Here is a 24,422-nt window from a genome sequence, read left to right on the forward strand (position 1 = left end):
CCATTGCGATCCCGCCCGGCCGGAAAATGGTGGGTGTCGGGGCGGGCAGGTGGCCTAATCTGCGCGGCGTGACGATCGTCTCCTTGGCCCCCGGCTGGGCCGACCCGCAGTGGCGGGCCACCGCGCTGGACTGGGTCACCGGGCACCTCGACCGGCACGGCCGGCGGGTCACCGGCCCGGTCGAGGCCCGGCAGCGCCCCTGGTCGCTGGTCTGGCAGGTGCCCACCGACGCCGGGCCGTACTGGTTCAAGGCGAACAACCCCGGCACGGCGTACGAGGCGGTGCTGCTGGCCGAGTTGCCCCGAGCTGCCCCCGGCCTGGTGCTCGACCCGGTGGCCGTGGACACCGGGCGGGGCTGGTCGTTGCTGCCCCACGGTGGCCCGTCCCTGCGTGACCTGGCCGAACCCGACCCGGGCCGGTGGGCCGACGTGCTGGTCGCCTACGCCGATCTCCAACGGACGGTGACGCCCCGGGCCGACGACCTCGTCGCGCTGGGCGTGCCCGACCAGCGGCCGGCGGCCCTGCCGGCCCTGCTCGCCGACCTGCTCGACGACCGCGCCGCCCTGCTCCTCGACCCTCGCCGCGACGGCCCCGACACCCACCCGGCCGCCGGGGCCGACGGCGGCACCGATGTCCGCCCGGCTGTCGACGGCGACGGCGATACCCACCCGGCCGCCGGGGCCGACGGCGGCGGGAGCGACGACGGTGGGCTGGACGCGGCGACCTACGAGCGGCTGCGGGCGTACCAGCCGCGCTTCGCCGAGGACTGCGGGCGGCTCGCCGACACCGGCATCCCGGCCAGCGTGCAGCACGACGACCTGCACGACGGGAACGTGTTCGCCGCCGACGGCTACCGCTTCTTCGACTGGGGCGACGCGTCCGTGGCGCACCCGTTCGGCACCCTGCTGGTGACCCTGCGCTCGGTGGCGCACACCTATTCGCTGCCCGAGGGCGACCCGGTGCTGCTGCGCCTGCGGGACGCCTACCTGGAGGCGTGGACCGACCGGCACGACCGGACGGCCCTGCGGGAGGCCGCCGGGCTCGCCGTACGGGTGACCACGGTGAGCCGGGCGCTGTCCTGGCGGCGGGCGCTGGCCACCACCGACCCGGGTCGCACCGAGTACGCCGACGCGGTGCCGGGCTGGCTCGGCGAACTGTTCGCGCCGATGCCCGTCTGACGTCCCGCGCCCCGGGAGAAGCAGCCGGTGCGGAAAAGACGCACCGCTGGTGCGACCCGGAGGAGTGGAAGTTCCAAAAGTCGACAGTGAGCCACATCACCCCTGGTCGCGGCTCGTTGGCCAGGTATGGACGTCTTCTCGCGCACCTTCCTCCCGGCCGCCGCCGAGACCGGGCTGGCGGTCCAGACGGTGAGCCGGCACATGCCGGTCTTCCGCCAGTGCGTCGGGTCGGGGGACGCCACCATCCTGGTCGCCCGGTGCGCCCGCCCCGACCGCCCGGTCGACGGTGACTACCTCCTCCTGCTCACCCACCGCCGGCTGGTGGTGACCCGGCAGACCCGGGTGCTGCACCGGCTGCGCCTGCACCTGAACACCGAGCTGCGGGAGCTGAGCAACGTCACCTGGAGCCCCGACCCGCGCGCGCAGGCCGTGGAGCTGGCCGCCACCGCGATCGACGGGGTACGGGAGCGGTTCGTCATCCGTACCCAGCACCCGAAGCAGGTGTGGCAGCTCGACACGCTGCTGCACCACGCGTTCCGGACCCGGCTGCGCAGGCCCGAGGAACGGGTCGTCGCCACCATCGGTGACGCCCCGCCCGTCGCGCCGACCCCGCTGCTGCGCCCGCTGCCGACCCGCTGACCGGGTTCTTACCCGACCCGAACACGGCCGTCCGTTCCGTCCGACCCCGGGACGGTCATCATGGGCCGGTGACCGTCGACGCCACCGCACCACGTGGGCTCGTCCTCGTCGTGGAGGACGAGCCGGCCATCGCCGACCTGGTCCGCCTCTACCTGGGCCGGGACGGGTTCGGCGTACACCTGGAACGGGACGGCACGGCCGGGCTGGCCGCCGCTCGCCGGCTGCGCCCGGTGGCCTGCGTCCTCGACATCACCCTGCCGGGCCTGGCCGGCACCGAGATCTGCCGGCGGCTGCGCGAGTCCGGCGACTGGACCCCGGTCATCTTCCTCACCGCCCGCGACGACGAGGTCGACCGGATCGTCGGCCTGGAGTTGGGCGCCGACGACTACGTGACCAAACCGTTCAGCCCCCGCGAACTGGTGGCCCGGGTCCGGGCGGTGCTGCGGCGGACCGTCGGCGCCCCCGACGGCGCGGACCGGCCCCGCACCGTCGGCCCGGTCACCCTCGACCCGGCCCGGCGGACGGTGCTCGCCGCCGGCACCCCCGTCCAGCTCACCTCGACCGAGTTCGACCTGCTCGCCCACCTGATGGCCCGCCCCGGCCGGGTCTTCACCCGGGAGGAACTGCTGGCCGGGGTCTGGGGGTACGCGGCACACGCCGGCACCCGTACCGTCGACGTGCACGTCGCCCAGGTCCGGGCGAAGCTCGGCGCGGCCAGCGTGATCCGCACCCACCGGGGCGTCGGGTACGCCGCCGATGACTGAACCCCCCGCCCCGTCGACCGCTCCCCGGCGGGGCACCGCCCCGCGCCGCCGGTCCCTGCACACGCTGACGTCCCGCGCGGTGCTGGTCACCTGCGCGGTGGCGTTGGTGTCGGTGCTGGTCACCGCCCTGGTCGCGGTCCCCCTGGCGGTACGCGGGGTGGAACGCCGCGACCAGGAGGCGCTGGCCGCGCAGGCCCGGCTCGCCGCCGACGTGCTCCGGGTCCGGCCCAGCCGCCAGCGCGACGCGGCAGGCGACCGGCTGATCCGACAGCTCAAGGACCAGCAGATCGAGGTGTACGTCGTCCAGGGTGGGCTGGCCGACCGCCCCGGCCTGCCCCGGCAGGTGGTGAACCGGATCTCCGCCGGCCGGGACGTCTCCGGTCGCCGGTTCGTCAACGGCCAACGGACCCTCGTCGAGGGGCGGGCGCTGCCCGGCGGGGAGGGGGTGGTGCTGACCCGGGGCACCCCGCAGGGACCGTGGCGGCAGGTGCTGCGCGCGCTGTGGCTGCCGCTGCTGGCCGGGCTCACCGCCGGTGCGGCGGCCGGGCTGCTGCTCGCCCGTCGGCTGGCCCGGCCGATCCGGCAGGCCGCCACCGCCGCCGCCCGGCTGCGCGCCGGTGACCGGGCCGTCCGGGTGCCCGTCGAGCCGCCCGACGAGGTCGCCGATCTGGCGTACGCGTTGAACGGGTTGGCCGCCGCGCTGGCCACCAGCGAGGGCCGGCAACGGGAGTTCCTGCTCTCCGTCTCGCACGAGCTGCGGACCCCGTTGACCGCGATCCGGGGGTGGGCGGAGGCGCTCGCCGACGGGGTGATCGGCGCGGACGAGGCCACCGCGACGGGCCGGACCATGCTCGCCGAGGCGCAGCACCTCGATCGGCTGGTCGCCGACCTGTTGGCGCTGGCCCGGCTGGAGGCGGTGGACTTCCCGCTGGAACCGGTGCCGGTGGACCTCACCCGGCTGGCCGCCGACGCCGAACGCACCTGGTCGGAGCGGTGTGCGGCGGTCGGGGTGCCGTTTCGGCTGGAGACGCCGGGCACGGCGGTGCCCGCGTACACCGATCCGGGGCGGATCAGGCAGGTGGTGGACGGGCTGCTGGAGAACGCGCTGCGGGTCGTACCGCCGGGGGCGCCTGTGGTGCTTGCGGTCCGACCGGCCGGTGCCGGGCCGACCGCCGGTGGGCTGGTCGAGGTCCGCGACGGCGGACCCGGCTTCACCGACGACGACCTGGCGGTGGCCTTCGAGCGGGGGGCGCTGCACCAGCGGTACCGGGGGGTCCGCAAGGTGGGCAGCGGGTTGGGGCTGGCGTTGGCCGCCGGGCTGGTCCGCCGGCTCGGCGGGGAGATCGTCGCCGGGCACGCCGCCGAGGGGGGCGCGGCGTTCACCGTCCGGCTGCCCGCCCGTCCTTACCTGACCCGAACCTCGGTCTGACCCCGCGCCCATCCCGTTCCGTGAGGCTGGTGGCATCACGGACGAGAGGACAGTCATGGCACATCGGGGAATCGCCGTCGCCGCCACCTCGCTGCTCGCGGCGCTCACGTTCGGCGTCGCCGGCTGCGGTACGGCCCAGGTCGCGCAGGACGGCACGAAGGCCGCCGCCGTCGACGTGGCCGCCGCGCTGGGCGTCGAGGGGCAGGCGCTGGCCGCGCTGGGCCTCGACCCGGTCGAGTTGGACCTGCTCGCCGCGCCCGCCGCGTCGACCACCCCGTCCCCGCAGGCCGGGGCCAAGGGCAAGCGTGGCGAGCGGGCGAAGGAACTGCGGCAGCGCCGGCAGGCCCGGGTGCTGCTGGGCCGCAACGGCCTGCACGGCGAGGCGGTGGTGCAGACCAAGGACGGCACGAAGACCGTCGTCGTGCAGCGCGGCGAGGTGACCGCGATCGACGGGGACTCGGCGACGGTGAAGTCCACCGACGGCTTCACCCTGACCTGGAAGCTGGGCGACCAGCTCCGGGTGGTCGAGCGGCGGACCACCGTCAAGGCCAGCGACGTCACGGTGGGCAGCAAGGTCAACGTGGCCGGGGCCAAGGACGGGGACGCCAGTGTCGCCCGGCTGATCGTGGTGCCGATCAAGCAGAAGTGACCCGTGGGGGACCGGTCGGGGCCGGCGTGGACCACGCCGGCCCCCGACGGGTGTTCCCCGTGGCTCAGCGGCTGGGTGGCAGCGCGTAGCCGACGTGGTCGCGGTACTCGATCGTCCAGCCCGCCGGGACGAGCCGGGCGCACTCCGTACGGGGGCCGGTGCAGACGATCGCGTCGACCGAGGTGGGGTCGGCCGGCGGCCGGTCCGGCAGCACCGACTGCAACGCCACCAGCTCGGGCGGCCGGCCGTCGTCGTCGCGCAGCAGCAACCACCAGGGGTACTCCCAGTTGTCGTTCTGCTGCACCAGGCCGATCCGCCGGGCGTCGCTGGCGCGTACCGCCGAGGCGGCCCAGCGGAACTCGTCGGCCCACTGCGGCCGGCGCAGGAACCGGGTGTCCCACTCGCCGGTGGTGAAGACCGAACCCGCGCCGACCAGCCGGCGGGGGAAGCCATAGGACAGGGCCAGCACGCCGGCCAGCGCGGAGGTGGCCAGCACGGTCACCACCAGCCCGGCGGCCACCGACCGGCGGCCCGCCCCGGCCCGCCGCCGCAGCACCGCGTCGACCCAGAGCCCCGCCAGGGGTACGGCCAGCACCAGCGCGTACAGCAGCAGCCGGTTCCCCCACGGCTGCCACTTGATCATCGCGGTGTGCAGGACCACCGCGCCCACCACCACCCCCGCGTACGCCCGCAGCGCCCCCGACCGGACGGGGACGACCCGGCGGGGCCGGGCCAGCGCGACGACCGCCCCGACCAGCGCCAGCGCCCCGGCCAACGGGAAGGCCACCCGGTCCTCGTCGGGATACCAGGCGGGCACCGGGAAGACCTCACGGCCGAACGTGATGGCCCGGTCCTGCGGGTCGACGCCGACCGCCTGGGAGCCGTCCATGATGGCCGAGGCGGTGCCGGCGCGCAGCGGTGCGAGCGGGGTGTCGAACGCCGTGTGTCCGATCCGCAGCGCGTTGACCAGCACGGCGGCCGGGTCGTGCCGTTCCATCGGGATGGACTCCCGCAGCCGGGGCGGCCCCAGCGGGTGACCGAACTCGGCGGTCTCCCGGGTCAGGAACGGCCCCACCACCGTCGCCGCGACCAGCAGCACCAGCAGTGAGCCGCCCACCGTCCGGGCCACCTGCCGGGCCCCGGTCGGTGCGGCCCGGTCGGGGACGCCCGCGGCGGGGCGGCGGGCCAGGCGGAGCTGCGCCAGGCCCCAGAGCAGCAGCAGCGGCCCGACGGCGATCAGCCCGCTGGTCTTGGTCAGCGCGGTCAGGCCGGTGGCCGCGCCGAGCGCCAGCGCGTCGGTCAGGCCGGCCCGGCGGCGCAGCCCGTCCAGCACCAGGGTGGCCGCGCAGGCGGCCCAGGCGGCGGCGACCAGGTCGGTCTGGGTGCTGGTCGCCTGGAGGGCCACCATCGGCGTGGTGGCGAGCAGGAACGCGGTGACGAGCTGGGCCCGCCGGCCCCCGCCGAGCTGGGCGGTGATCCGGGTGGCCGCGAGCAGGCAACCGATCCCGGCGGCCCACTGCACCAGGTTGTGCAGGGCGTCCCCGCCGGTGAACAGGCGCAGGTGCAGCAGCAGGTATTCGGCCCCGGGCGGGATGGTCACCTGCCGGTGGATGGCGGTGGGCCAGAACTCCAGGCTGCCCTGGGCCACCCAGTGCTCCACCTTCGGCAGGTGGTAGGTCTGCGAGTCGAAGTTGTTCGGCTCGGCCAGCAGCGCCACCACCAGCTCGATCAGCACCACGGCGAGCACCGTGCCGGCGAGCAGCCGTTCGCCCCGGGTCGCCGTACGCCGGGCGTGGGTCAGCCGGTCCGCCCAGCCGGTCAGCAGCGCCGCGACGCCGCCCCGGACGGTGGCCGGGGGTGCCGGGGCGTCGGCCGGCGGCTGCGGGCCGGACGCCGCGCCGACGGTCGGGCCGCCCACGGTCGCGCCGACCAGCACCGCCCGCCGGTTGCCCGCGGTGGCGGCCCGGGGCTCGGCGGTGTCGCGTCGCCGCCCGGCCGCCACCGCGACCCCGGCGACGAAGAGCAGCCAGGCCAGGGCGAAGGCGGGCAGGGTGAGCGCGTCGAGGGCACCCAGCACCTCCACGGTCAGCACGGCGAAGACGCCTGTCAGCAGGGCGGCCCGGACCACGCCGAGGCGGTGCGGGGCGACCACCCCGGCGGCCCGGGGACGCAGGAGGGCGGTGAGTAGCACGAGCGCGGCGACGGGGGCCGCCACGAGCATCCAGCCGGCTGCCGACATGGGCGGAAGTAAACACCATTCCCCGCAATGACCGGGTACCGGCCGGTCCGGTGGCCGCCGATGACGGGCGTCCGCCGCCGCGGTGGCGACCCTCGCGCGGCTGACCTGCCAGGCTAGGCTATGCCCGACTCACTGTCGCCACCGTGGAGATTCCCGTGAAGCTCTCGATCCTCATGCCGGTCTACAACGAGGAAGAACGCATCGCGGATGCCCTCAAGCAGGCATTGGCTGTCGATTATCCCTGCGAGATCGAGCTGGTCGTGGTGGACGACGGCAGCCGGGACGGCACCGGGGAGATCCTCGGCCGGGCGGACGACTCGCGGCTGCGGGTGATCACCCACCCCCGCAACGCGGGCAAGGGCGCGGCGATCAAGACGGCTGTGGACAGCGCCGAGGGTGAGTACATGGTCATCCTCGACGCCGACCTGGAGTACGACCCGCAGGACATCCCCCGGCTGCTCGCCCCGGTGCTCGACGGACGGGCCACGGTGGTCTACGGCAACCGCACCTTCGGCAGCCACAGCGCCTACAGCTTCTGGTACGTGATGGGCAACAAGGGCGTCACGATGGCGGCGAACGTGCTGTTCAACTCCTACATCGGCGACCTGGAGACCTGTTTCAAGCTGATGCCTGTCGAGCTGTACCGGTCGTTGGGCATCCGGTCCCGGGGTTTTGGGATGGAGGCGGAGGTGACCGGCAAGCTGCTGCGCCGGCGCATCCGCCCGTACGAGGTGCCGATCAGCTACCGGGCGCGTGGGCGCGAGGAGGGCAAGAAGATCACCTGGAGGGACGGGGTCGAGGCGATCTTCATCCTCGGCCGGGAGCGGACCCGTCGCCGTCCCGACCGCACGCCCCGCTGACCCGCCCCTCCCGGTTCGCCCGCGGTCACCCCGTCGGGGTCAGGAAACCGCCGACCGCCCGGCGCAGCCCGGCCGGGTCGAGGCCGTGCCACCGGTCGTGGTCCTTGGCGGTGCCGTAGCGCCGTAGTTCCGCCCGACCCACGCCGAGGCCGAGCACCCGGTGCGGCCGGTCGGCCAGCGCCTCGGTCACCACCCGCGTCGAGGTGCCGGCCAGGTAGGGCTCCACCACGACCACCTCGGTTCCGGCAAGCGCCCGCAGCCCGGTCACGTCGAACGGCCGGGGTCGGTGCGTGTAGGCCACCGTCACCGGCAGGCCGGCCACCGCCGCGAGCGCGGCGTCGAGCACCGGACCGACCGCCACCAGCAGCGCCGCGTCCGGCCCGGCGTCGCGTACCACCTGCAACCCACCCGCCTTCGGGTACGCCCGCGTGTTGCTGCGCAGCGACAGCCGCAGGTAGGTCGAGTGCTGCCCGCAGACCGCGTCGCGGAGCAGGTCGGGCACCTCGTCGGGGTGGCCGGGCACGTGCACGGTCCAGCCGTCGAGGGTGTCGATCAGGGCGACGTCGGCCGGGGCGAGGTGGGTCCGTCCGGCCTTCGCCCGGTCGTACGACGCGCCGATGCTGACCAGCACCGCGCCGACCCCCTGGTGGTCGAGGTCCAGCTTGATCTGCTCGTACGCCCGCTCGACGAGGAACGGGGCGTAGCTGTGCACGATCGGGCGCTGCCCGGTCAGGGCGAGCCCACCGGCCACCCCGATCATCAACTGTTCCCGGATGCCCACGTTGACCACCCGGTCCGGATACCGGCGGCCCGCCTCGGTGAAGGCGTCGGCGGAGATGTCGGCCAGCACGATCGTGGTCCGGGGGTCGTCGAGGAACCCGGTGGCGCTGGCGACGAAGGCGTCCCGCATGGTCATGACCGGCTCCCCGGGGTCGTCGCGTCGCCGGGCGGGGTGTCGACCGCGACGACGACGTGGGGGCGGTGGCCGTCGTGGCCGGTGAGGGCGGCGTGCAGGGCGTCGTGGTCGTGCCCGTCGACGGTGGCGGCGGTCCAGCCGTTGACGGTGAACCGGCTGGCCACCCCGCCGGGCCAGCCGTGACTGGCCGACGCGTTGTCGACGACGATCGCGGTGAGCCCGGCCAGGCCGGTCGCGCCGGCGTAGGCGATCGCCTCGTGGTTGGAGCCCTCGTCGAGTTCGGCGTCGCCGAGCAGGACGTACACCCGGGGGGTGGTGCGGCCCTGGGCGCGCAGGCCGAGCGCGGTGCCGACGCCCAGCCCGAGTCCGTGGCCGAGCGAGCCGGAGCCGATCTCGACCCCGGGGACGAGGGTGCGGTCGGGGTGGCCGCCGAGGCGGCTGTCCGGCCCGCCCGCGTCGTCGAGCCAGTCGACGGGGATGAACCCCTTGGCGGCGAGTACGGCGTAGTAGCCCGCCACGGCGTGCCCCTTGGAGAGCAGGAAACGGTCCCGGTCCGGGTCGTCGACGGTGGCCGGGGTGACCCGCAGGACCCGGTCGTAGAGCACCCAGTGCACGTCGACGGTGGAGTACACGTTGGCGTCGTAGGTGCCGCCGGCGCGGATACGTTCCAGCGGCCCGACGACGGGGGCGGGCAGGACGCGGCCCGCCGGGCGGGTTGCGGTCGGTGTGGTCATGTGCCTAGCGTGCTACTTGAAGTTAACTTCAACTCAAGGGCAGTGATGCACGAGTCACTCACCATCGGCCAGCTCTCCGCGCGCAGCGGGGTGGCCCAGTCGGCGCTGCGCTACTACGAACGCCTCGGGCTGATCCACGCCGAACGCACCGGCGGCAACCAGCGCCGCTACGCCCGCACCGAACTGCGCCGGGTGGCGTTCATCCGGATCTCCCAGCAGGTAGGCATCTCGCTGGACGAGATCCGTGCCGCGCTGGACTCGCTGCCCTCGTCCCGTGCCCCCAGCCCCGACGACTGGGCCGCCCTCTCCCGCACCTGGCGGGAACGGCTCGACGAGCGGATCAAGCTGCTCGGCAAGCTCCGCGACGACCTCGACGGCTGCATCGGCTGCGGCTGCCTGTCGTTGCAGCGCTGCACCCTCTACAACCCGGGCGACACGCTGGCCGGCGAGGGCCCCGGCGCCCGCCTGGTGCTGCCCCGCCGGGACGGCCCGCCGCCGCCCTGAGTGCCCGCGCCCGGTGTGGCCCGGCCGATCGTCACCCGGTGGTGAGCAGCACCTTGCCCACGTGGTCGCTCGACTCGACCAGCCGGTGCGCCTGCGCCGCGTCACGCATCGGCAGCCGCCGGTCCACGATCGGCCGGATGTCGCCCGCCTCCACCAGCGGCCACACCTGCTCCCGCACGCCCCGGACGATGTCCGCCTTGTCGGCCAGCGGGCGCGACCGCAGCGCGGTCGCCGCCACCGAGGCCCGCTTCGCCAGCAGCGCCCCCAGGTCCAGCTCGGCCTTCCGGCCGCCCTGCATGCCGATCACCACCAGCCGGCCGCCGTCGGCCAGCGCCGCCACGTTCCGGCCCAGGTAGGACGCGCCCATGATGTCGAGGATCACGTCCGCACCCCGCCCGTCGGTGACCCGCCGGACCTCCGCCACGAAATCCTGCTCGCGGTAGTCGACGGTGTGCGTGGCACCCAGCTCCCGCAACCTGTCGTGCTTGGCCGACCGGGCGGTCGCCACCACAGTCGCGCCCAGCGCCGCGCCGAACTGCACCGCGAACGTGCCGATCCCGCTGCCACCGCCGTGCACCAGCAGCGTCTCCCCCCGGCCCAGGTAGGCCACCCGGACCAGGTTCGACCAGACCGTACAGGCCACCTCGGGCAGCGCGGCGGCGTCGACCGGGTCGACACCGGCCGGCACCGGCAGCAACTGCCCGGCCGGCACGGCCACCCGCTCGGCGTACCCGCCGCCGGCCAGCAGCGCGCACACCGGCTGACCCACCGCCCACCCGGTCACCCCCGCGCCGAGCGCGCCGACCACCCCCGAACACTCCAGCCCGGGGTACGCCGGCACGCCCGGCGGCGGCGGATACTGCCCCTGCCGCTGGAGCAGGTCGGCCCGGTTCACCGCGCTGGCGGTCACCTCGACGACCACCTCACCCGCACCGGGCTCCGGGTCGGGCACCTCCGCCCAGACGAGCGCGTCGGGTCCACCGGGTTCCGGGATCGTGATCGCGTGCATGGCCCAGTCTTACCCGATCCGGGCCGCGAACCACGCCCACCCGACGACAAGCGCCATGCGGGCAGGTCCGGCCGGCAATATCCACCGGCCGTCGCCCCGGGCGGTCCACCGCTCGCCCACGACGGCCGGAATTTCGGCCACAGTGGACCGTCCGGGTGAGGTCACGCTGGTCATGCCAGGGATCAAGGACCCCTTTCCGGTACGCCGAACCGCGCCCGACGGCGATGGGGCGGCTCGTCCGGACGCGGTTCGTGGCAGACTAGGCACGGGCCGCGTACCCCCGGGTGGCGGTTCGGGAGGGTTCGCCTAGTGGCCGATGGCGCTGGTCTTGAAAACCGGTAAGGCAGCGATGTCTTCGTGGGTTCGAATCCCACACCCTCCGCTTCCAGAGCCGCAGCGACGCCCCCTGACCAGTGCGGACGCCGGCAGGGGCGTTGCCTGCAAGCAACCGCAGCCACGGTGGCATGGGTATCAGCCGCGTGGAGTGAGACTGTGCCGATACGTGGTGGTACGGCCTCTGCCGCCGTCCTGGTGCACGAGACCACGGTTGCGCAGGCTTCGGAGGGCCTTGCGAATGTTGGGCCCGGTCAGGTCGAGGATTGCCTCCAGTTGGGCAACGGTCCTCGGTGCGGGTCCGAGCGCGTCATAGACGCGTAGCTCGGTGGCGTTGAGGGCCGGGCTCGTGGAGTTGACTGCGGGGCCACGGAGCAGCACGCTGAATCTGATATTGGAGTCGATGTACTTCGCCGGTGGCAGGGCATGGTCTGACAGCTCGTGAGCAATCGTGGGGATGCCGCTGGCGAGGGCCTCGATGACCCGGCCGCCGGTGGCGGCCGACCGGACGTGTTGGCAGATGGCCACGAGGAGCCCGTTGCGGGCGGATGTGACGGCGTCGTGGCCGAGGCGATCGACAGTGATGCCGTACAGGCCACCCGGGTTGGTGATGACGAGACGGTCGCGGCGTAGCCGTACCTCGATGGCGAAGGCCTGTGACCAGTGGTCGAGGTCGCGGTGGATGAGAGCGTTGGCGATGATCTCGCGAAACGCGACCAGGGGGTAGGTGGGTCGATCAGTGACACTGCCATCGGGGCTGGCGACGATGACCGTGTCGAACGTCCGGCGGGCCCAGTCCAGGGCGGTGTCGAGCATGCGGGGAATGGGCCCGGTGATCGTGATCTGGTTGCGGGCCCGCGCTCCGGGTGGGTCATGGGGCAGGGGTTCGGCGGAAGCCTGAATGACGTAGCGGGGAAAGAACTGCTGCGGATGGACACCGAGGGCGAGCAGGCCGGCCGTGGTGGGGCGACCTCCGCTCACGGTGACTCCAGCCCGACGCAACAACTCGGCGTCGTCGGTGAAGCGTCCCAGCCCGGTGGCGTCCCGCTCTCGTACCGTCGCCAGGTAGGAGGCGACCAGGTCCGGATCGAGGTCATCGAAGCTGGCACCGTCAACGGGCTGGCGATCGAACAGTGGTGGTCGCCGAGCGGTGAGGAAGCCTTGCGTCTCCAGGTCGGACAGCGGAAAGTCGCCGTCGTAGCCGCGAAGATAGGCGGTACCCGTGGCGGTGACTCGACACGGTTTAGCCGAGGGGTCACATTCGTGGACCCGGGCGACGATCACCGGTTTCCCGTCGACGACGCCATCATCGACGGACAGGCGCACCGGGGGCGTGTGCGCGCGTGCCTTCGTGGCGAGGCCCTGCTTGAGGATCTGTGGATCAGCGAGTGGCACCGGGCGGAAGCCGGTACGTTCGTCCAGGCCCAGGATGATCGTCCCACCACCGGGAAGGTTGGCCAAGGCGCTCAACGAGGAGGTCAGCGATGCAGGAAGTCCGCCTGCGGCGGCCTTCACCTCGACATTGGTCGTGTCTCCGCCCGATGCGCGCAGCGTCTTCACCAGGTCGGCCAGGTCCTCGGTCTTGGCGCGAAATGTAACTGCGGGTGAGTTACATTTCAAGCTTGTCGGGTTACATTTGGCGTGTTCGGCTCTGGCCGGTGCCTGTGCCTTCGTACGGTGCTCGGCGACTCAGGGCCGCGTGGGGGATGGCCATGAAGCCCGCGCTCCCATAGCAGGGTGATCGCCGCGCGGACCGTGCCGCGCGCCACCCATGTTTCCTGCTGTAGCCGAAGCTCGCCCGGTAGCGGCTTGAGCGGCCGCAGCGCTCCCGACTCGATGCGCTTGATGATCAGGCAGGCGAGCTACCCTGTGGCGTCCGGCAGGCAGCCCGGAAAACTGGTCAGGGGGCGGGGCTGAGGTGGGCGGCGAGGATGCGCCAGCCGTACCCGTCGTCGTAGGCCCAGGTCCGGGTGTAGCGCAACCGCGCCGCGAACGGCTCGCCCGCGAGGGTGCCGCTGACCCGCCCCCGGAAGAACGTCACCCCGGTCGTACCGGCCACGACCAGCTCCAGTTCCTCCTCCACCAGCTCGTCGAGCACCGAGGTGCCGCTGCGGTGGGCGGCCAGGTCGTCGGACTTGCCGAAGGTACGACCGTCCGGCCCGACGGCGATCAGACGGTCGTCGAGCAGGGCGTCGAGCGCGGCCACGTCGCCGGCCCGCTGGGCGGCCTGGAGGCGGCGCTCCGCCTCCAACAGTTCCGCCTCACGTTCGGTGTCCTGCATGTGCCCTCCCGGTCGTCCGCCGTGTCCCCTCATTCTGGCGGCCCGACGGTGCGCGGTGCTTCCGGTTCGTCGTCCGGGTCCGGCGGGGTAAGAAGGGCGGAGAACATCGCGTACACCGGAAGGACCTTCCCGATGACCCTGGAACGACCGATCGCCCCGGACCCGTACGAACTGCTGCCTACCGTCTCGTCGTTCGACCTGACCAGCGACGACGTGCACAACGGCGAGCCGATGGACGCCCGGTACGCGCACGGCAGCACCGGTGGCGAGAACGTCTCCCCGCACCTGTCCTGGTCGGGCTTCCCGGCCGGGACGAAGAGTTTCGTGGTGACCTGCTTCGACCCGGACGCCCCGACCGGCAGCGGCTTCTGGCACTGGGTGCTGGTCGACGTGCCCGCCTCGACGACCAGCCTGCCGACCGGCGTACGGGAGGCGGACCTGGGCGGCGCGTTCAGCGTCCGCAACGACTACGGCGACACCGGCTACGGTGGCGCGGCCCCGCCGCCTGGTGACCGCCCGCACCGGTACGTCTTCGCGGTGCACGCGGTCGACGTCGACACGCTCGGCGTCGGGCCGGACGCCAGCCCCGCGTACGTCGGTTTCAACCTGGCGTTCCACACCCTGGCGCGGGCGGTCATCCGGCCGACGTACCAGATCAAGGAGTGACAGGTGGCCCGCCGGTCCCGTGCACGCGGGACCGGCGGGCGCGCGGTCCGATCAGCCGGGCACCCGGGCGACGGCGAAGACGGACTGGCCGAACGGCGGCCGGACGAGCTGCTCGGCGGCCTTGGTGGCGGGCAGGACGAGGGTGTCGTACACCTTGACCATCGGGCCCTCCTTCGGCATCAGTCGGAAGACCTTGGTGGCCATGAAGTAGCCGAGCAGGCCGAGGGCGTTGGCGTAGTGCATCGTCTCGACCCGCAGCCCGGCCGCGGTCATCGCGTCGCCGAGGGTCTTCTTGGTGTAGCGGCGCACGTGGCCGGTGGCGATGTCGGCGGGGCCCATCGCGAACTGGAACGCCGGCACGATGATGATCACCGCGCCGCCGGGCCGGACGAGGTCGCGCATGCTGCGCAGCGCGCCCACGTGGTCCTCGATGTGTTCCAGCACGTTGTACGAGACGGCCGCGCTGTAGTCGCCGCCGCCCGGGTGTGGCAGCAGCATCTCGCGGACCTCGATGGTCGGCTCGTCGACCAGCCGCTCCTTGAGCAGGATCAGCCGGTCCGGGTCGGCCTCGGTGGCGGTGAACCGGGGCACGTGCCGGGCCCACTCCAGGGCGTAGTCGCCCAGGCCGCTGCCGATCTCGATCGGGTCGTCACCGAGGTGGGGCACCGCCAGTTCGACGAACCACCGACGGTGGTTGACCGCGGTGGCCAGGCCCTCCAGCACCTCTGCCTGGACGCGCTGGTCCCCAAGGATTTCTGCCATGCGTCGATTCCTCACGATATGACTGACCCGCGCCTGGACCGACAGAGTGAATCATCCGCGTCAGGGGCGGAGGAAACAGGGCACTGTGAGGGCCGAAATGTGGTCGGGGGAGGGCACGTGATCGGCGGTCGGCGAACCCGGCACATAGTACGGCAGTACCCGAAACATGTCACGTGACCGCCATAGGCCAACTACGCTCTGAATCGTTATGACTACTCCCGAATCGGAGCGCGGGACCGGTCGATCCGACGTCGGGGACGCCCGCTCGACGCCGGCCCGACGGGTCCTCCGGCGGCGCTTGCGGCGGGTGCTCCCGGCAGGCCGTTCACCGCGTGCCGGGCCGTCGGCGCCGGCCGGTCCGTCAGCCGCCGGGTGGCGGTGGGACGCGCTGGCCGTGGTCGGCTACCTCCTGCTGGCGTTCTGGGTGACCGCCCGGTTCTGGCGTGACCCGGCGGCCGGGGTGCGCGACAACCGGTCGGACCAGGCGCAGTTCGAATGGATGATGGCGCACGGCGCACGCGTGGTCACGGAATGGAGCTATCCGTTCGCTTCGGACCGGATGAACGTGCCCGACGGCGTCAACCTGATGGCGAATACCTCGGTATTATCCGTCTCAATCCCGATGACCCCGGTCACTGTCCTCTTCGGGCCGCACTGGTCATTTCTTGTCTTTCTCACCCTGGGAATGGCGGCCACCGGCACCGCCTGGTACTTCTTCCTCTCCCGGGTGGTCACCCGCTCCCGGGGGCCGGCCTGGCTCGGCGCGGCCTTCTGCGCGTACGCCCCCGCGATGGTGTCGCACGCCAACGCCCACCCGAACATCGTCTCCCAGTTCGTCGTCCCGCTGATCATCTGGCGCACCCTGCGGCTGGCCGAGCCGGGCCGGTGGCTGCGCAACGGACTCCTGCTCGGTCTGCTGATCGTCTGGCAGGCCTTCCTCAACCTGGAGATCCTGCTGATGACGGCGATCGGCCTGGCCGTGGTGACCGGCGCCCTCGCCATCGGCCGACCGCCGCTGCGCGCGGCGACCCGACCGTTCCTCGCCGGGCTCGGCGTGGCCGCGCTGCTGTCCGTCGTGCTGCTCGCCTACCCGCTGTACGTGCAGCTGTTCGGGCCGGGCTCCTACCACGGGCTGTCCCGGCTGATCCGGGGCTACCGCACCGACCTCGGCGCGTTCGTCGGCTGGTCGCGGGAGTCGCTGGCCGGGGACGCCCGCTCCGCCGACCCGCTGGCCCGCAACCCCACCGAGGAGAACGCCTTCTTCGGTTGGCCGCTGGCGGTGCTCACGGTCGCCCTGGTCTGGTGGCTGCGGCGCAGCGCCCTGGTGGTCGGCCTGGCCGTCCTCGGTCTGCTCTTCGCCGTCCTGTCCCTGGGTCGGGAGGTGCAGCTCAACGGGCGCAACACCGGCGTCCCCGCCCCCTGGGCGCTGCTGGAGGAACTGCCGCTGCTGCACTCCGTGGTGCCCACCCGCTGGTCGCTGGCGATCACCCCGATCGTCGGGGTGCTGCTGGCTCTCGGCACCCAGCGGGCCCGCGACCTCGTCCGCCGGCATCCGGCCGCCCGCCGGCAGATCCGTTTCGCCACGGTGACCGTCCTGCTGATGGCCCTGGTGCCGCTGCTGCCGACCCCGCTGCCGGCGACCCGGCTCGACCCGGTGCCGCAGTTCGTCACCGCCGGCGGCTGGCGGCCGTACGTGGCGGGAGGGCGCAGCGTGGTGACCCTGCCGTTGCCCGACAACACCTACGCCGACCCGCTGCGCTGGTCGGCCCGGACCGGGCTGGAGATGCCGCTGGCCCGAGGCTACTTCCTGGCCCCCGACACCCGGCCGTGGTCGCCCGAACCGGACGCCGCCCTGTTCACCGCCCCCTACCGCCGGACCAGCAACTTCTTCGGCGGGATCGCGCGCACCGGCACCATCCCGGCGATCACCGCCGCCGACCGGCGGGCCGCCGTGACCGACCTGCGCTACTGGCGGGCCGGTGTGGTGATCCTCGGCCCGCACCGGCACGCCGACGCGTTGCGTCAGGCGATGACCGCGCTGACCGGCATCACCCCCGTCCGGACCGGCGGGGTGTGGCGGTGGGACGTCCGGCCGCTCACCGGGTGAGCCCACCGGGCCGCCGGGTCAGGCCGTGCGGACGCAGCAGCCCTGGCAGACCTTCGGGCTGGGCAGGGTGAACGCCAGGCAGCAGGTGCGCCGCTGCACGGACGGCTCGCCGCCCCGGCCGGGCACCAGCTCGACCAGGTCGGCCAGGCCGAGGGTGCCGAGCAGGGTGTCGATGGTGGTCACCGACGGGCCGGGCAGGGCGTCCGCCGCGCGCAGGACACCGTGCGCGATCCCCGAGGCCACCGAGCCGAGCAGGGTACGCGCACCCACCCGTACCTCCGCCTGGATCGCGGTGACCATCGGGGCGAGGTGGGCGTCGAGCAGCGAGGCGCGCAGGAGACCGAGCAGCTCGGCCTCGTCGGCGGCGACCCGGACGCCGGGCTGGCCGGTGAGGGCGAGCGGGTCACCGGGCAGCACCGCGACGCTCGTCGAGCGGCGCAGGCCCATGGTGAGCAGTTGCCGGTGGTCCTCGAAGTGGATCAGCACGTCGGCCGGGTCGAGCAGCGGCACCCGGCGGGCCGAGGCCCAGCCGAGCACCACCGGCAGCGCCGTCCAGTAGCTGTAGGACTTCCAGGCCAGCGCGGCGCAGGCGTGCGGGGTGCCGCCCCAGCGGCGGGCGGCGGCGCGCAGGAAATCGGGCATCCGGGTGCCGTCGACGAGGGTGGTGGCCGGGCTCCAGCCGATGTCGTCGGTGACCACCAGGCCGGGCGCGAGGCCGGGCAGCGCGTCGGTGCCGAACATGGCGCGCAGGGTGGCGGTGACCGGGGCGAGTCGGCCGGCGAGATCCTGACCGGGCAGCACCGCCGTCATCCGGACCCCCTCCCGTCCCGCTCGGCCCGCCACGGCTGGTGGCGGTCTCCTCGGCCACTCCGGTGCCGGAGGGGTCGTCCGTGAAACTTCGTCCGCGAAGCTAAGGCTAGCCTAACCATGCCTGGGGCTCCGGGGGAAGTCTCTCCGGAGGCGGATCGGGAGGCCGGGGTCACCATGTCCGTCCCGTCGGTGCGGATCGGCCCGGTTCGGCTCCTACCCGGCCGAACGCGGGGGAAACGCGGGCGATGTCAAGGCATATGTCGACAACGTGCCAGTTCGGTACAGGGTGGCGGAAAGAACGTGAAGACTTGTCATCCCGGCTGCGCTGCGTGAGGAAGCTGATGACGACCTCTCCCCTGGAGCGGGCCGCCGATTCGTTCGCGGCGGAACTCGCCCGGCACCGGACGGGGCGAGGGCTGACCAAGAAACAGCTCGCCACGATGATGGGCTTCGACCCGTCGTACGTGAGCCACGTCGAGGGGCGGCGACACCGGCCCACCGAGGACTTCGCCCGCCGTGCCGAGGCCGTCCTCGACGCCGGCGGCGTCATCTGGCAGCGGTTCCGCGAGTACGACCAGCTCCGCCAGACCCGGGCCACCCCCGGCCCCCGCGAGCCCGCACCCCCGGGCCGGTGGCTCCCCCCGGGCACCGGACTCGTCGTCGAACGGGAGACCGCCACCCTCACCCTGGTCGACGGCACCTACCGGTGCGTGATCCGCCGTCGGCTGCACAACGCCGGCACCGAACCGGTCACCCGGTACCTCGTCCGGGTCGCCGTCGACAGGTGGCCCGACGACCCCGGACGCTCCAACCGGCACCACCGCGAACACCCGCTCACCTTCGCCGAGCTGTGCTTCCGGGCCGTCCACCACGACGACGGCGCCCGCGAACCGATGCACTGGCGGGTCCGCCACGACCGGGACGCGTACAAGGAGATCTGGCTGCTCTTCGAGAACGCCGAGGGGCGGTTCCCGCTGCACCCAGGCGAACGCGCCGAGGTCGAGTACGCCTACCGGGTCGGCCGGGTCAAGTGGGGCCCCTGGTTCCAGCGGGCCGTCCGCCTGCCCACCCGGCACCTCGCCGTACGACTGGACCTCCCGGCGGCCCTCGACCCCCGGGTGTGGGGGGTGGAGACCTCCCTCTCCGCCGACGAGGGGCCGCTGCGCACCCCCGTACGCCGCCACGACCGGGGTGACCGGGTGGTCTTCGACTGGTCCACCGACGACCCGCCGCTCAACACCCGCTTCCGCCTCCAGTGGCGGTTCCGGCAGGAAGCCGTCGAGACGCCCCCCGAGCCGACGCGCCCGGCCGACCGGATGCGCGCCCTCGGCGTGCTGCCACCCGACGCCACCCCGCCCGGCCGACCCGCCCGCCCCCTGCACCTGCCCCGGGAGGCCGCCGCCGCCCGCGAGGTGGCCGACCGGCTCACCGACCTGCTGACCCGGGCCGAGGAGATGCACCCGTTCAGCGCCGGCACGGGTCTCGCCGCGCCGCAGCTCGGCCTGGACGTCGCCGTCGCCGTGGTCCGCCCCGCCGACCGGTCCGCCCCGCCGGTCGTCCTGGTCAACCCCCGGATCGTCGGGGAGAGCCCGGAAACCGTCGAACAGTACGAAGGCTGCCTCGCCGCCGCCGAGCACCGTGGCCTGGTGGCCCGGCCGCTGCGCATCGAGGTCGAACACGCCCGCGCCGACGGCAGCCGGATGATCACCTCGTTCGCGTACGGGATGGCCCGCTTGGTGGCCCACGAGATCGACCATCTCGACGGCCGGGCCTGGACCGACCGGATGGCCCCCGGCGTGCCGCTGGTCCCCGTCGAGGAGTACCGCGAGAGCAACGTCTGAACCCCCGCCCCGGACGCCGGTCCGGGTGGGCACGGAGGGGACCGGGGCGCGTGCCCCAGGGGGCGGGGGCACGCGCCCCGGTTCGGGGGGAGTAAAGCTCTACAGGTTGCCGAACGTGTCGTACCTGATGTGCTGCGGCGGGACGTCGTCCTCGGCGAGCGCCCGCAACGTCGCCCGCACCATCGCGGCGGAACCGGAGACGTAACAGTCGTGCGACGTCCACGGGCCGTACCGGGCCACCACGTCGGGGACGTCCCCACGCTCGCCGGCGAAATCCGGGTCGTCGCTGCACGACGGGGTCACCGACAACCAGGGATGGGCGGCGACCAGCTCCTCCAGCCCGGCCAGGCCGTACAGCTCGTCGGCGTGCCGGGCCCCGTAGAAGACGTGCACCCAGCGGGCCCGGTTCCAGCCCGCCAACTCCTCCACCATCGCCTTCACCGGCGCCAGGCCCACCCCGCCGGCCACGCAGAGGATGTCCCGCCCGGAGTCCCGGTCCACCGTCATCGACCCCATCGGCGCGGCCACCCGCAGCAGGTCACCCGGTTTGGTCCGGCGCACCAGCGCCCCCGAGACCCAGCCCGCGCCGACCGGCGTACGGACGTGGAACTCCAGCACGTTGTCGTCGTTCGGGGCGTTCGCCACCGAGTACGTGCGCCACACCCGGGGCAGGTGCCTGGGCACCTCGACGCTGACGTACTGGCCGGCCTTCCAGACCAGCGGGTGCTGCAGGGCGCGGACGGTCAGCACGGCGGTGTCGCTGCCGTACCGCTCGTGGGTGAGCACCTCCGCGTGCCAGTACGGCGGGTTCTCGTCCGACTCCGCCCCGGCCAGCATCGTCGCCGTGATCGCCGCGTACGCGTCCCGCCACGCCTGGTCGTACTCCAGGTTCCAGCCGTCACCGGCGGTGGTACGCAGCGCGTCGAGCAGCGCCACCCCCATCGTCGCGTAGTGCGCGGCGTCGACGTGGTACTTGCGGTGGTCCCGCCCCAGCGAGCGCAGGTACTCGTCGAAGCTCTCCGGATCGTCCATCACCTGGGTGGCGGTGACGATCGCGTCCAGGATCCGGTCGCCCTGGCCGGTCATCTCCGCCGGGAACAGCCGACGCAGCTCCGGATCGAGCAGGAACAGCCGGGCGTAGAAGCGACCGCTCAGCCGGTCCCGGTCCTCCTCGACCAGGGTCCAACTCTCCTTCAGCAGCCGAGCGAAGTTGTCCACGGGGGCGGTCCTCCTCCTGACGGCGGATCGGGCCCCGATAGAATGTCCACGGAGCGTATGCACCGGTCGCACAGAATGTGCGACCGGCTCATCTGGGCCCACCGGCCGGTGCGATCGGGCCACCCCGTCGGGCAGAGTGGTGCGGTGACCGTTGAGCAGCACACCCGCCCGGAGTCCCGGCGGGTCCTCGGCACCGAGACCCTGCTGGTCCTCGGCCTGTCACTCGGGCAGTCGGCCGTCTACGCCGTGGTGTCGCTGGCCGCGAAACTGACCGCCGACGGGCCGCTGTCCCAACAGACCGCCGCGCTCAACACCTCACGGTCCGCCCGCCCCTGGCTCGACCTGACGTACCAGCTGCTCGGCATCGCCTTCGCGCTGCTGCCGGTGCTGCTCGCCGTACACCTGCTGGCGCGCGACCCCGGCGACCCGGCGCGGACCCTCGGGGTGGACCTGCGACGGCCCGGGTCCGACCTGGCCCGGGGCGCCGGGCTGGCCGCGCTGATCGGCCTGCCGGGCCTGGCCCTGTTCTGGGCGGCGGCGCAGCTCGGCGTCAACGCCACCCTGGTCCCCGCCGGCCTGCCGCCGCTGTGGTGGGCGGTGCCGGTGCTGGTCCTCGCCGCCGTGCAGAACGCCGTGCTGGAGGAGGTGATCGTGGTCGGCTACCTGGTCACCCGACTGCGCCAGCTCCAGTGGCGGCTCGGCGCGGTCATCGCGACCAGCGCGCTGCTGCGCGGCTCCTACCACCTCTACCAGGGCTTCGGCGCGTTCGTCGGCAACGCCGTGATGGGCGTCGTGTTCAGCCTGTTCTACCTGCGCACCAGGCGGGTGATGCCGCTGATCGTGGCGCACACCCTGCTCGACGTGGTCGCCTTCGTCGGGTACTCGCTGCTGCCCAGGGACTGGTTCGACTGGCTCTGACCACCGCCGTCCCCGCCGCGTCGCCGGCCGCCGCCACTCTTCGGGCGGCCTAGCCGCCGGTCCGGGCGGGCCGGTAGCTGGCCACCGCCCGGGCGGCCAGCAGATCGGTCGCCGCCGCGTCACCCGCCGCCGTCGCCAGCACCGCGGCCCCCGGCAGCAGCCGGGCCGCCAGCCGGAGCGCGGCCCAGCCGCCGGCCTGCGCGGCCAACGGCGACGCCAGCCGCCACGCGGCCTCCGCCGCACGCGGCCACGGCCCGTCGCCGGGCCCGTCCGCCGCCCGCGCCGCGTCCAGCGCGGCACGGGCACTCTCCGCGTCCGGGTGCACCCGGGTCAGCACCAGCAACTCCACCGCCCGCTCCGGGTCGGCCGGGTCCCGGCCGTACGCCGCCGCCACGTGCAGCACCAGCGCCGACTGCGTCCAGAGCACCGCCACCAGCTCGGCCAGCGGCGCGAACAGCCCGGCCACCGCCGCCGTGGCCCCACCCACCCCGGCCCACCTGACGAACCGCCGGGTGGCCAGCCGGGCCAGCCCGTCCGGACCGGCATCCGGGTACGCCTCGCGCAGCCCGCGCGCCCACTCCCGGGCCTGCGGTCCGATCCCCTCGACGGCCGCCAGGGCCAGCAACTCCGGCGCGAACCCCGGATGGGCCAGCAGCCGGGTCCGGATCACCGCCAGCTCCAGCCGTCCCGCTGCCGCGCCGTCCGGGTTCGCCGTCACCGTTACGGCGGGTGCGCTGGTGGCCGTGGTCGGGGTGCCGACGGGGTCCGGCCCGGCGGGTGGACGCTGCCTGGTGGTCGGTCGCCGCCGCGCGGTCGGGGTGGGCTCCGCAACGGTGGTCGGTTCGGGGGTGGGTACCGGTGGAGCTTTCTTCGGTGGGGTCGCCCTCGTGCGGGGCGCGGGCCGGCCGGTGGTCGGGGCTGGGTCCGCCGTCGTCGTCTTTCGCGTGGCCCGCTTCCGTGGCGGTGGGCCCGGTTCTGTTGCTGTGTCCGACTGCGTCGTTGCTGCGCCCGGCTCCGCCGGTGGGACTGCTGTCGGCGGTGTGGTCGTTTCCGGTGGAGTGGCTGTTGCCGACGGTGGGGCTGTTTCGGGTGGTGTGTTCGCGGTGGGGCTGGCGGGGCCGGCTGCCTGGTCCGAAGGTGGTGGTCCGTGGGGTGGGTCGGTGGGGCTGCCGGCGGCCACGCCCGCCGCCCGTTTGCGGGGGGTGCGTCGCGCGGCCGGCGTCCGAGAGGCTGTGGAGCGTGCCGGTGCGCTGGTGGCGGCTGGCGTCGCGGGGGCGGCGTCGGGCGCTTCTGCGACGGGCGTCGCGGGGGTCGCAACGGCTGTCGGTGCGTCGGGTGTGCCGGGCGGCGTCGGTGCGGTCGGCGGGTCGTCCGCCGTTCCGGTCGGCTCCGCCGCCGGTCGGCCCCCGCCCGCGCGGCGCGGTCGGGCGGGAGCCGCCGGCGGTGGTACGGGCGACTCGGCGGCAGGAGGTTGGAACAGCACGGCCGGTGCCGCCTTCGTCGGGCGGGCCCGCTTCGGCCTAGGCGTCGCGTCGTCATCGGAGGGCTGCTGCTGCCGGGGCGGCGCGGGCGGCGGCGTGAAGGTCGCCTCCGGCGAGCGGCGACGCGCCCGGTCGCTGGCGGGGCGGCGGGGCGGGTCGCTCGGCGGCTGCTCCTGCATGGAAAAGGAGCGTAGCCGCGAACGTGACCTCGCACACGTGGGAATACGCCGCGCCGAGTGGTGCGGCGGTGCCCCGGCGCGGCCCCCACCAGGGGTTGGCGCCCGTCGGGATAGTCGCTTTGCCCCGGGTGGGGGCGGACCTGTATCCTCGTCCGCGGTGGTCCGCAGGGTCACCGAGGAGACTTCGCCTAGTCTGGTCTATGGCGCCGCACTGCTAATGCGGTTGGGGTCTTAAAGCCCCTCCCGGGTTCGAATCCCGGAGTCTCCGCGCAAAACCGGTTGTGTAGACTGGTCGAGCACCGGGCGCCCGTAGCTCAATGGATAGAGCATCTGACTACGGATCAGAAGGTTAGGGGTTCGAGTCCCTTCGGGCGCACAAAAGATCAAGGCCGTGACCTGCGAAAACAGAGGTCACGGCCTTCTTCTTTCCCATTTTCGCGCCTACCTTTCCCGCCTGATGGGACCGCGGTGCTCCGTTGGTGCTCGTCTGTTTCGGCGGGGGTTGGTGCCGGCGCGTGTCGGAACTGTCGGCGGCGGCGTGGTGCGTGTTGGTGGGTCCAGGCGGGCGCGGGGCTGTTACTGGAAGCTCGCCTGGTAGTGGGCAGACGCGCTTCCGATTCGAGCCCGGCCCGTGGCCTGGCAGGGTATTTCGGCTGCACAGGATGTCGACGTGCCTTGTGCAGTCGTGGGGACGGTGGCACGGCGTCACGGGCTTGCTGGCGTTGGGTCGACGTAGCTGGCAGGGAGTCGATCAGTCAGGCCGTCGTTGGGACTGCAGCCGTTTGCACGGTCGAGGTCGAGATGGAGTCAGGCGTCCGAGCCCTGACATTCGCCGAAGCCCTGTCGGGGTGGCAGCAACGGTGCGATCTCGGCCCAGAGTTCGTCCGAGACGATCCACGGCGGCT

Annotated in this window: 22 protein-coding genes and 3 tRNA genes; 14 read left to right on the top strand and 11 right to left on the bottom strand. The window is 73.6% G+C overall.

Features of this window, described 5'->3' with window-relative positions:
• Positions 1-68 precede the first annotated feature (68 nt).
• The 5 genes from Q2K16_RS21015 to Q2K16_RS21035 all read left to right on the top strand — a co-directional run bounded on the left by Q2K16_RS21015 (position 69) and on the right by Q2K16_RS21035 (position 4,659).
• Positions 69-1,178: a phosphotransferase gene (locus Q2K16_RS21015; RefSeq protein ID WP_302739533.1), complete on the top strand. Its 1,110-nt coding sequence runs from the start codon at positions 69-71 to the stop codon at positions 1,176-1,178.
• Positions 1,179-1,304: 126 nt separating this feature from the next.
• Positions 1,305-1,817, top strand: a complete 513-nt coding sequence (locus Q2K16_RS21020) for a hypothetical protein (RefSeq protein ID WP_302739535.1) — start codon at positions 1,305-1,307, stop codon at positions 1,815-1,817.
• A 68-nt stretch (positions 1,818-1,885) separates the two neighbouring features.
• The gene (locus Q2K16_RS21025) at positions 1,886-2,581 is read left to right on the top strand and encodes a response regulator transcription factor (protein ID WP_302739536.1); all 696 of its coding nucleotides are present in this window, start codon (positions 1,886-1,888) and stop codon (positions 2,579-2,581) included.
• Entirely contained in the window at positions 2,574-4,010 is a 1,437-nt protein-coding gene (locus Q2K16_RS21030) for a sensor histidine kinase (protein ID WP_302739538.1), read from the top strand. The genes Q2K16_RS21025 and Q2K16_RS21030 overlap by 8 nt, the downstream gene beginning before the upstream one ends.
• Before the next feature lie 55 nt (positions 4,011-4,065).
• Entirely contained in the window at positions 4,066-4,659 is a 594-nt protein-coding gene (locus tag Q2K16_RS21035) for a hypothetical protein (RefSeq protein WP_302739539.1), read from the top strand.
• 64 nt (positions 4,660-4,723) lie between these two features.
• On the opposite strand, the gene Q2K16_RS21040 is transcribed toward Q2K16_RS21035, so the two are convergent.
• A complete protein-coding gene (locus Q2K16_RS21040) occupies positions 4,724-6,898 on the bottom strand; it encodes a hypothetical protein (RefSeq protein ID WP_302739540.1) in 2,175 nt (724 codons plus the stop codon).
• 155 nt (positions 6,899-7,053) lie between these two features.
• On the opposite strand from Q2K16_RS21040, the gene Q2K16_RS21045 reads away from it, so the two are divergent.
• Complete coding sequence (locus Q2K16_RS21045; RefSeq protein ID WP_302739541.1) at positions 7,054-7,758, top strand: glycosyltransferase family 2 protein; 705 nt, start codon at positions 7,054-7,056, stop codon at positions 7,756-7,758.
• A 25-nt stretch (positions 7,759-7,783) separates the two neighbouring features.
• Here the strand turns inward: Q2K16_RS21045 and Q2K16_RS21050 are convergent, their stop codons facing one another.
• Positions 7,784-8,668, bottom strand: a complete 885-nt coding sequence (locus Q2K16_RS21050; RefSeq protein ID WP_302746564.1) for a transketolase family protein — start codon at positions 8,666-8,668, stop codon at positions 7,784-7,786.
• Positions 8,669-8,670: 2 nt separating this feature from the next.
• Positions 8,671-9,408, bottom strand: a complete 738-nt coding sequence (locus Q2K16_RS21055; protein ID WP_302739542.1) for a transketolase — start codon at positions 9,406-9,408, stop codon at positions 8,671-8,673.
• Between the two features lie 45 nt (positions 9,409-9,453).
• Here Q2K16_RS21055 and soxR point away from each other — a divergent pair, with 45 nt between their 5' ends.
• Positions 9,454-9,912 carry a redox-sensitive transcriptional activator SoxR gene (soxR, locus tag Q2K16_RS21060; protein ID WP_302746565.1) on the top strand — a complete coding sequence of 153 codons (459 nt, stop codon included), beginning with the start codon at positions 9,454-9,456 and terminating at the stop codon, positions 9,910-9,912.
• Between the two features lie 31 nt (positions 9,913-9,943).
• Here the strand turns inward: soxR and Q2K16_RS21065 are convergent, their stop codons facing one another.
• Entirely contained in the window at positions 9,944-10,921 is a 978-nt protein-coding gene (locus tag Q2K16_RS21065) for an NAD(P)H-quinone oxidoreductase (protein WP_302739543.1), read from the bottom strand.
• A 295-nt stretch (positions 10,922-11,216) separates the two neighbouring features.
• On the opposite strand from Q2K16_RS21065, the gene Q2K16_RS21070 reads away from it, so the two are divergent.
• Positions 11,217-11,303 (top strand) — tRNA-Ser (locus Q2K16_RS21070).
• Positions 11,304-11,392: 89 nt separating this feature from the next.
• Here Q2K16_RS21070 and Q2K16_RS21075 read toward each other — a convergent pair.
• Genes Q2K16_RS21075 through Q2K16_RS21085 form a run of 3 tightly spaced genes read right to left on the bottom strand, consistent with a single transcriptional unit; the run spans position 11,393 to position 13,535 of the window.
• Entirely contained in the window at positions 11,393-12,814 is a 1,422-nt protein-coding gene (locus Q2K16_RS21075; protein WP_302739544.1) for an ATP-binding protein, read from the bottom strand.
• Positions 12,815-12,870: 56 nt separating this feature from the next.
• Positions 12,871-13,107, bottom strand: a complete 237-nt coding sequence (locus Q2K16_RS21080) for a GntR family transcriptional regulator (RefSeq protein ID WP_368052574.1) — start codon at positions 13,105-13,107, stop codon at positions 12,871-12,873.
• Between the two features lie 47 nt (positions 13,108-13,154).
• Positions 13,155-13,535, bottom strand: a complete 381-nt coding sequence (locus Q2K16_RS21085) for a nuclear transport factor 2 family protein (protein WP_302739546.1) — start codon at positions 13,533-13,535, stop codon at positions 13,155-13,157.
• Between the two features lie 132 nt (positions 13,536-13,667).
• Between Q2K16_RS21085 and Q2K16_RS21090 the strand changes: the two genes are divergently transcribed.
• Complete coding sequence (locus Q2K16_RS21090) at positions 13,668-14,201, top strand: YbhB/YbcL family Raf kinase inhibitor-like protein (protein ID WP_302739547.1); 534 nt, start codon at positions 13,668-13,670, stop codon at positions 14,199-14,201.
• Between the two features lie 51 nt (positions 14,202-14,252).
• On the opposite strand, the gene Q2K16_RS21095 is transcribed toward Q2K16_RS21090, so the two are convergent.
• A complete protein-coding gene (locus Q2K16_RS21095; RefSeq protein WP_302739549.1) occupies positions 14,253-14,963 on the bottom strand; it encodes a class I SAM-dependent methyltransferase in 711 nt (236 codons plus the stop codon).
• Positions 14,964-15,351: 388 nt separating this feature from the next.
• Here Q2K16_RS21095 and Q2K16_RS21100 point away from each other — a divergent pair, with 388 nt between their 5' ends.
• Positions 15,352-17,070 (top strand): DUF6311 domain-containing protein, encoded by a 1,719-nt coding sequence (locus tag Q2K16_RS21100; protein ID WP_302746567.1) that lies wholly within the window; start codon positions 15,352-15,354, stop codon positions 17,068-17,070.
• A gap of 18 nt (positions 17,071-17,088) precedes the next feature.
• On the opposite strand, the gene Q2K16_RS21105 is transcribed toward Q2K16_RS21100, so the two are convergent.
• Positions 17,089-17,880 (bottom strand): hypothetical protein, encoded by a 792-nt coding sequence (locus Q2K16_RS21105; protein WP_489671794.1) that lies wholly within the window; start codon positions 17,878-17,880, stop codon positions 17,089-17,091.
• 341 nt (positions 17,881-18,221) lie between these two features.
• On the opposite strand from Q2K16_RS21105, the gene Q2K16_RS21110 reads away from it, so the two are divergent.
• Positions 18,222-19,721 (top strand): peptide deformylase, encoded by a 1,500-nt coding sequence (locus Q2K16_RS21110; protein WP_302739550.1) that lies wholly within the window; start codon positions 18,222-18,224, stop codon positions 19,719-19,721.
• A gap of 99 nt (positions 19,722-19,820) precedes the next feature.
• Here Q2K16_RS21110 and Q2K16_RS21115 read toward each other — a convergent pair whose 3' ends face one another.
• Positions 19,821-20,939 (bottom strand): globin domain-containing protein, encoded by a 1,119-nt coding sequence (locus tag Q2K16_RS21115; protein WP_302739551.1) that lies wholly within the window; start codon positions 20,937-20,939, stop codon positions 19,821-19,823.
• 144 nt (positions 20,940-21,083) lie between these two features.
• Here Q2K16_RS21115 and Q2K16_RS21120 point away from each other — a divergent pair, with 144 nt between their 5' ends.
• A complete protein-coding gene (locus tag Q2K16_RS21120) occupies positions 21,084-21,857 on the top strand; it encodes a CPBP family intramembrane glutamic endopeptidase (protein ID WP_302739553.1) in 774 nt (257 codons plus the stop codon).
• Between the two features lie 49 nt (positions 21,858-21,906).
• Here the strand turns inward: Q2K16_RS21120 and Q2K16_RS21125 are convergent, their stop codons facing one another.
• Positions 21,907-22,575 carry a hypothetical protein gene (locus tag Q2K16_RS21125; protein WP_302739554.1) on the bottom strand — a complete coding sequence of 223 codons (669 nt, stop codon included), beginning with the start codon at positions 22,573-22,575 and terminating at the stop codon, positions 21,907-21,909.
• Positions 22,576-23,694: 1,119 nt separating this feature from the next.
• Between Q2K16_RS21125 and Q2K16_RS21130 the strand changes: the two genes are divergently transcribed.
• A tRNA-Ser gene (locus tag Q2K16_RS21130) sits at positions 23,695-23,785 on the top strand.
• 35 nt (positions 23,786-23,820) lie between these two features.
• Positions 23,821-23,893: transfer RNA gene (locus tag Q2K16_RS21135), tRNA-Arg, on the top strand.
• Positions 23,894-24,422 lie beyond the last annotated feature (529 nt).

The organism is Micromonospora cynarisoli (assembly GCF_030518815.1).
Lineage (GTDB): Bacteria > Actinomycetota > Actinomycetes > Mycobacteriales > Micromonosporaceae > Micromonospora > Micromonospora wenchangensis.

Coding starts and splice junctions, on each gene's coding strand:
- Q2K16_RS21055 (WP_302739542.1), bottom strand. CDS start 9,408: ATGACCACACCGACCGCAACCCGCCCGGCGGGCCGCGTCCTGCCCGCC.
- Q2K16_RS21090 (WP_302739547.1), top strand. CDS start 13,668: ATGACCCTGGAACGACCGATCGCCCCGGACCCGTACGAACTGCTGCCT.
- Q2K16_RS21050 (WP_302746564.1), bottom strand. CDS start 8,668: ATGCGGGACGCCTTCGTCGCCAGCGCCACCGGGTTCCTCGACGACCCC.
- Q2K16_RS21020 (WP_302739535.1), top strand. CDS start 1,305: ATGGACGTCTTCTCGCGCACCTTCCTCCCGGCCGCCGCCGAGACCGGG.
- Q2K16_RS21035 (WP_302739539.1), top strand. CDS start 4,066: ATGGCACATCGGGGAATCGCCGTCGCCGCCACCTCGCTGCTCGCGGCG.
- Q2K16_RS21085 (WP_302739546.1), bottom strand. CDS start 13,535: ATGCAGGACACCGAACGTGAGGCGGAACTGTTGGAGGCGGAGCGCCGC.
- Q2K16_RS21040 (WP_302739540.1), bottom strand. CDS start 6,898: ATGTCGGCAGCCGGCTGGATGCTCGTGGCGGCCCCCGTCGCCGCGCTC.
- Q2K16_RS21105 (WP_489671794.1), bottom strand. CDS start 17,880: ATGACGGCGGTGCTGCCCGGTCAGGATCTCGCCGGCCGACTCGCCCCG.
- Q2K16_RS21065 (WP_302739543.1), bottom strand. CDS start 10,921: ATGCACGCGATCACGATCCCGGAACCCGGTGGACCCGACGCGCTCGTC.
- Q2K16_RS21030 (WP_302739538.1), top strand. CDS start 2,574: ATGACTGAACCCCCCGCCCCGTCGACCGCTCCCCGGCGGGGCACCGCC.
- soxR (WP_302746565.1), top strand. CDS start 9,454: ATGCACGAGTCACTCACCATCGGCCAGCTCTCCGCGCGCAGCGGGGTG.
- Q2K16_RS21095 (WP_302739549.1), bottom strand. CDS start 14,963: ATGGCAGAAATCCTTGGGGACCAGCGCGTCCAGGCAGAGGTGCTGGAG.
- Q2K16_RS21110 (WP_302739550.1), top strand. CDS start 18,222: ATGACGACCTCTCCCCTGGAGCGGGCCGCCGATTCGTTCGCGGCGGAA.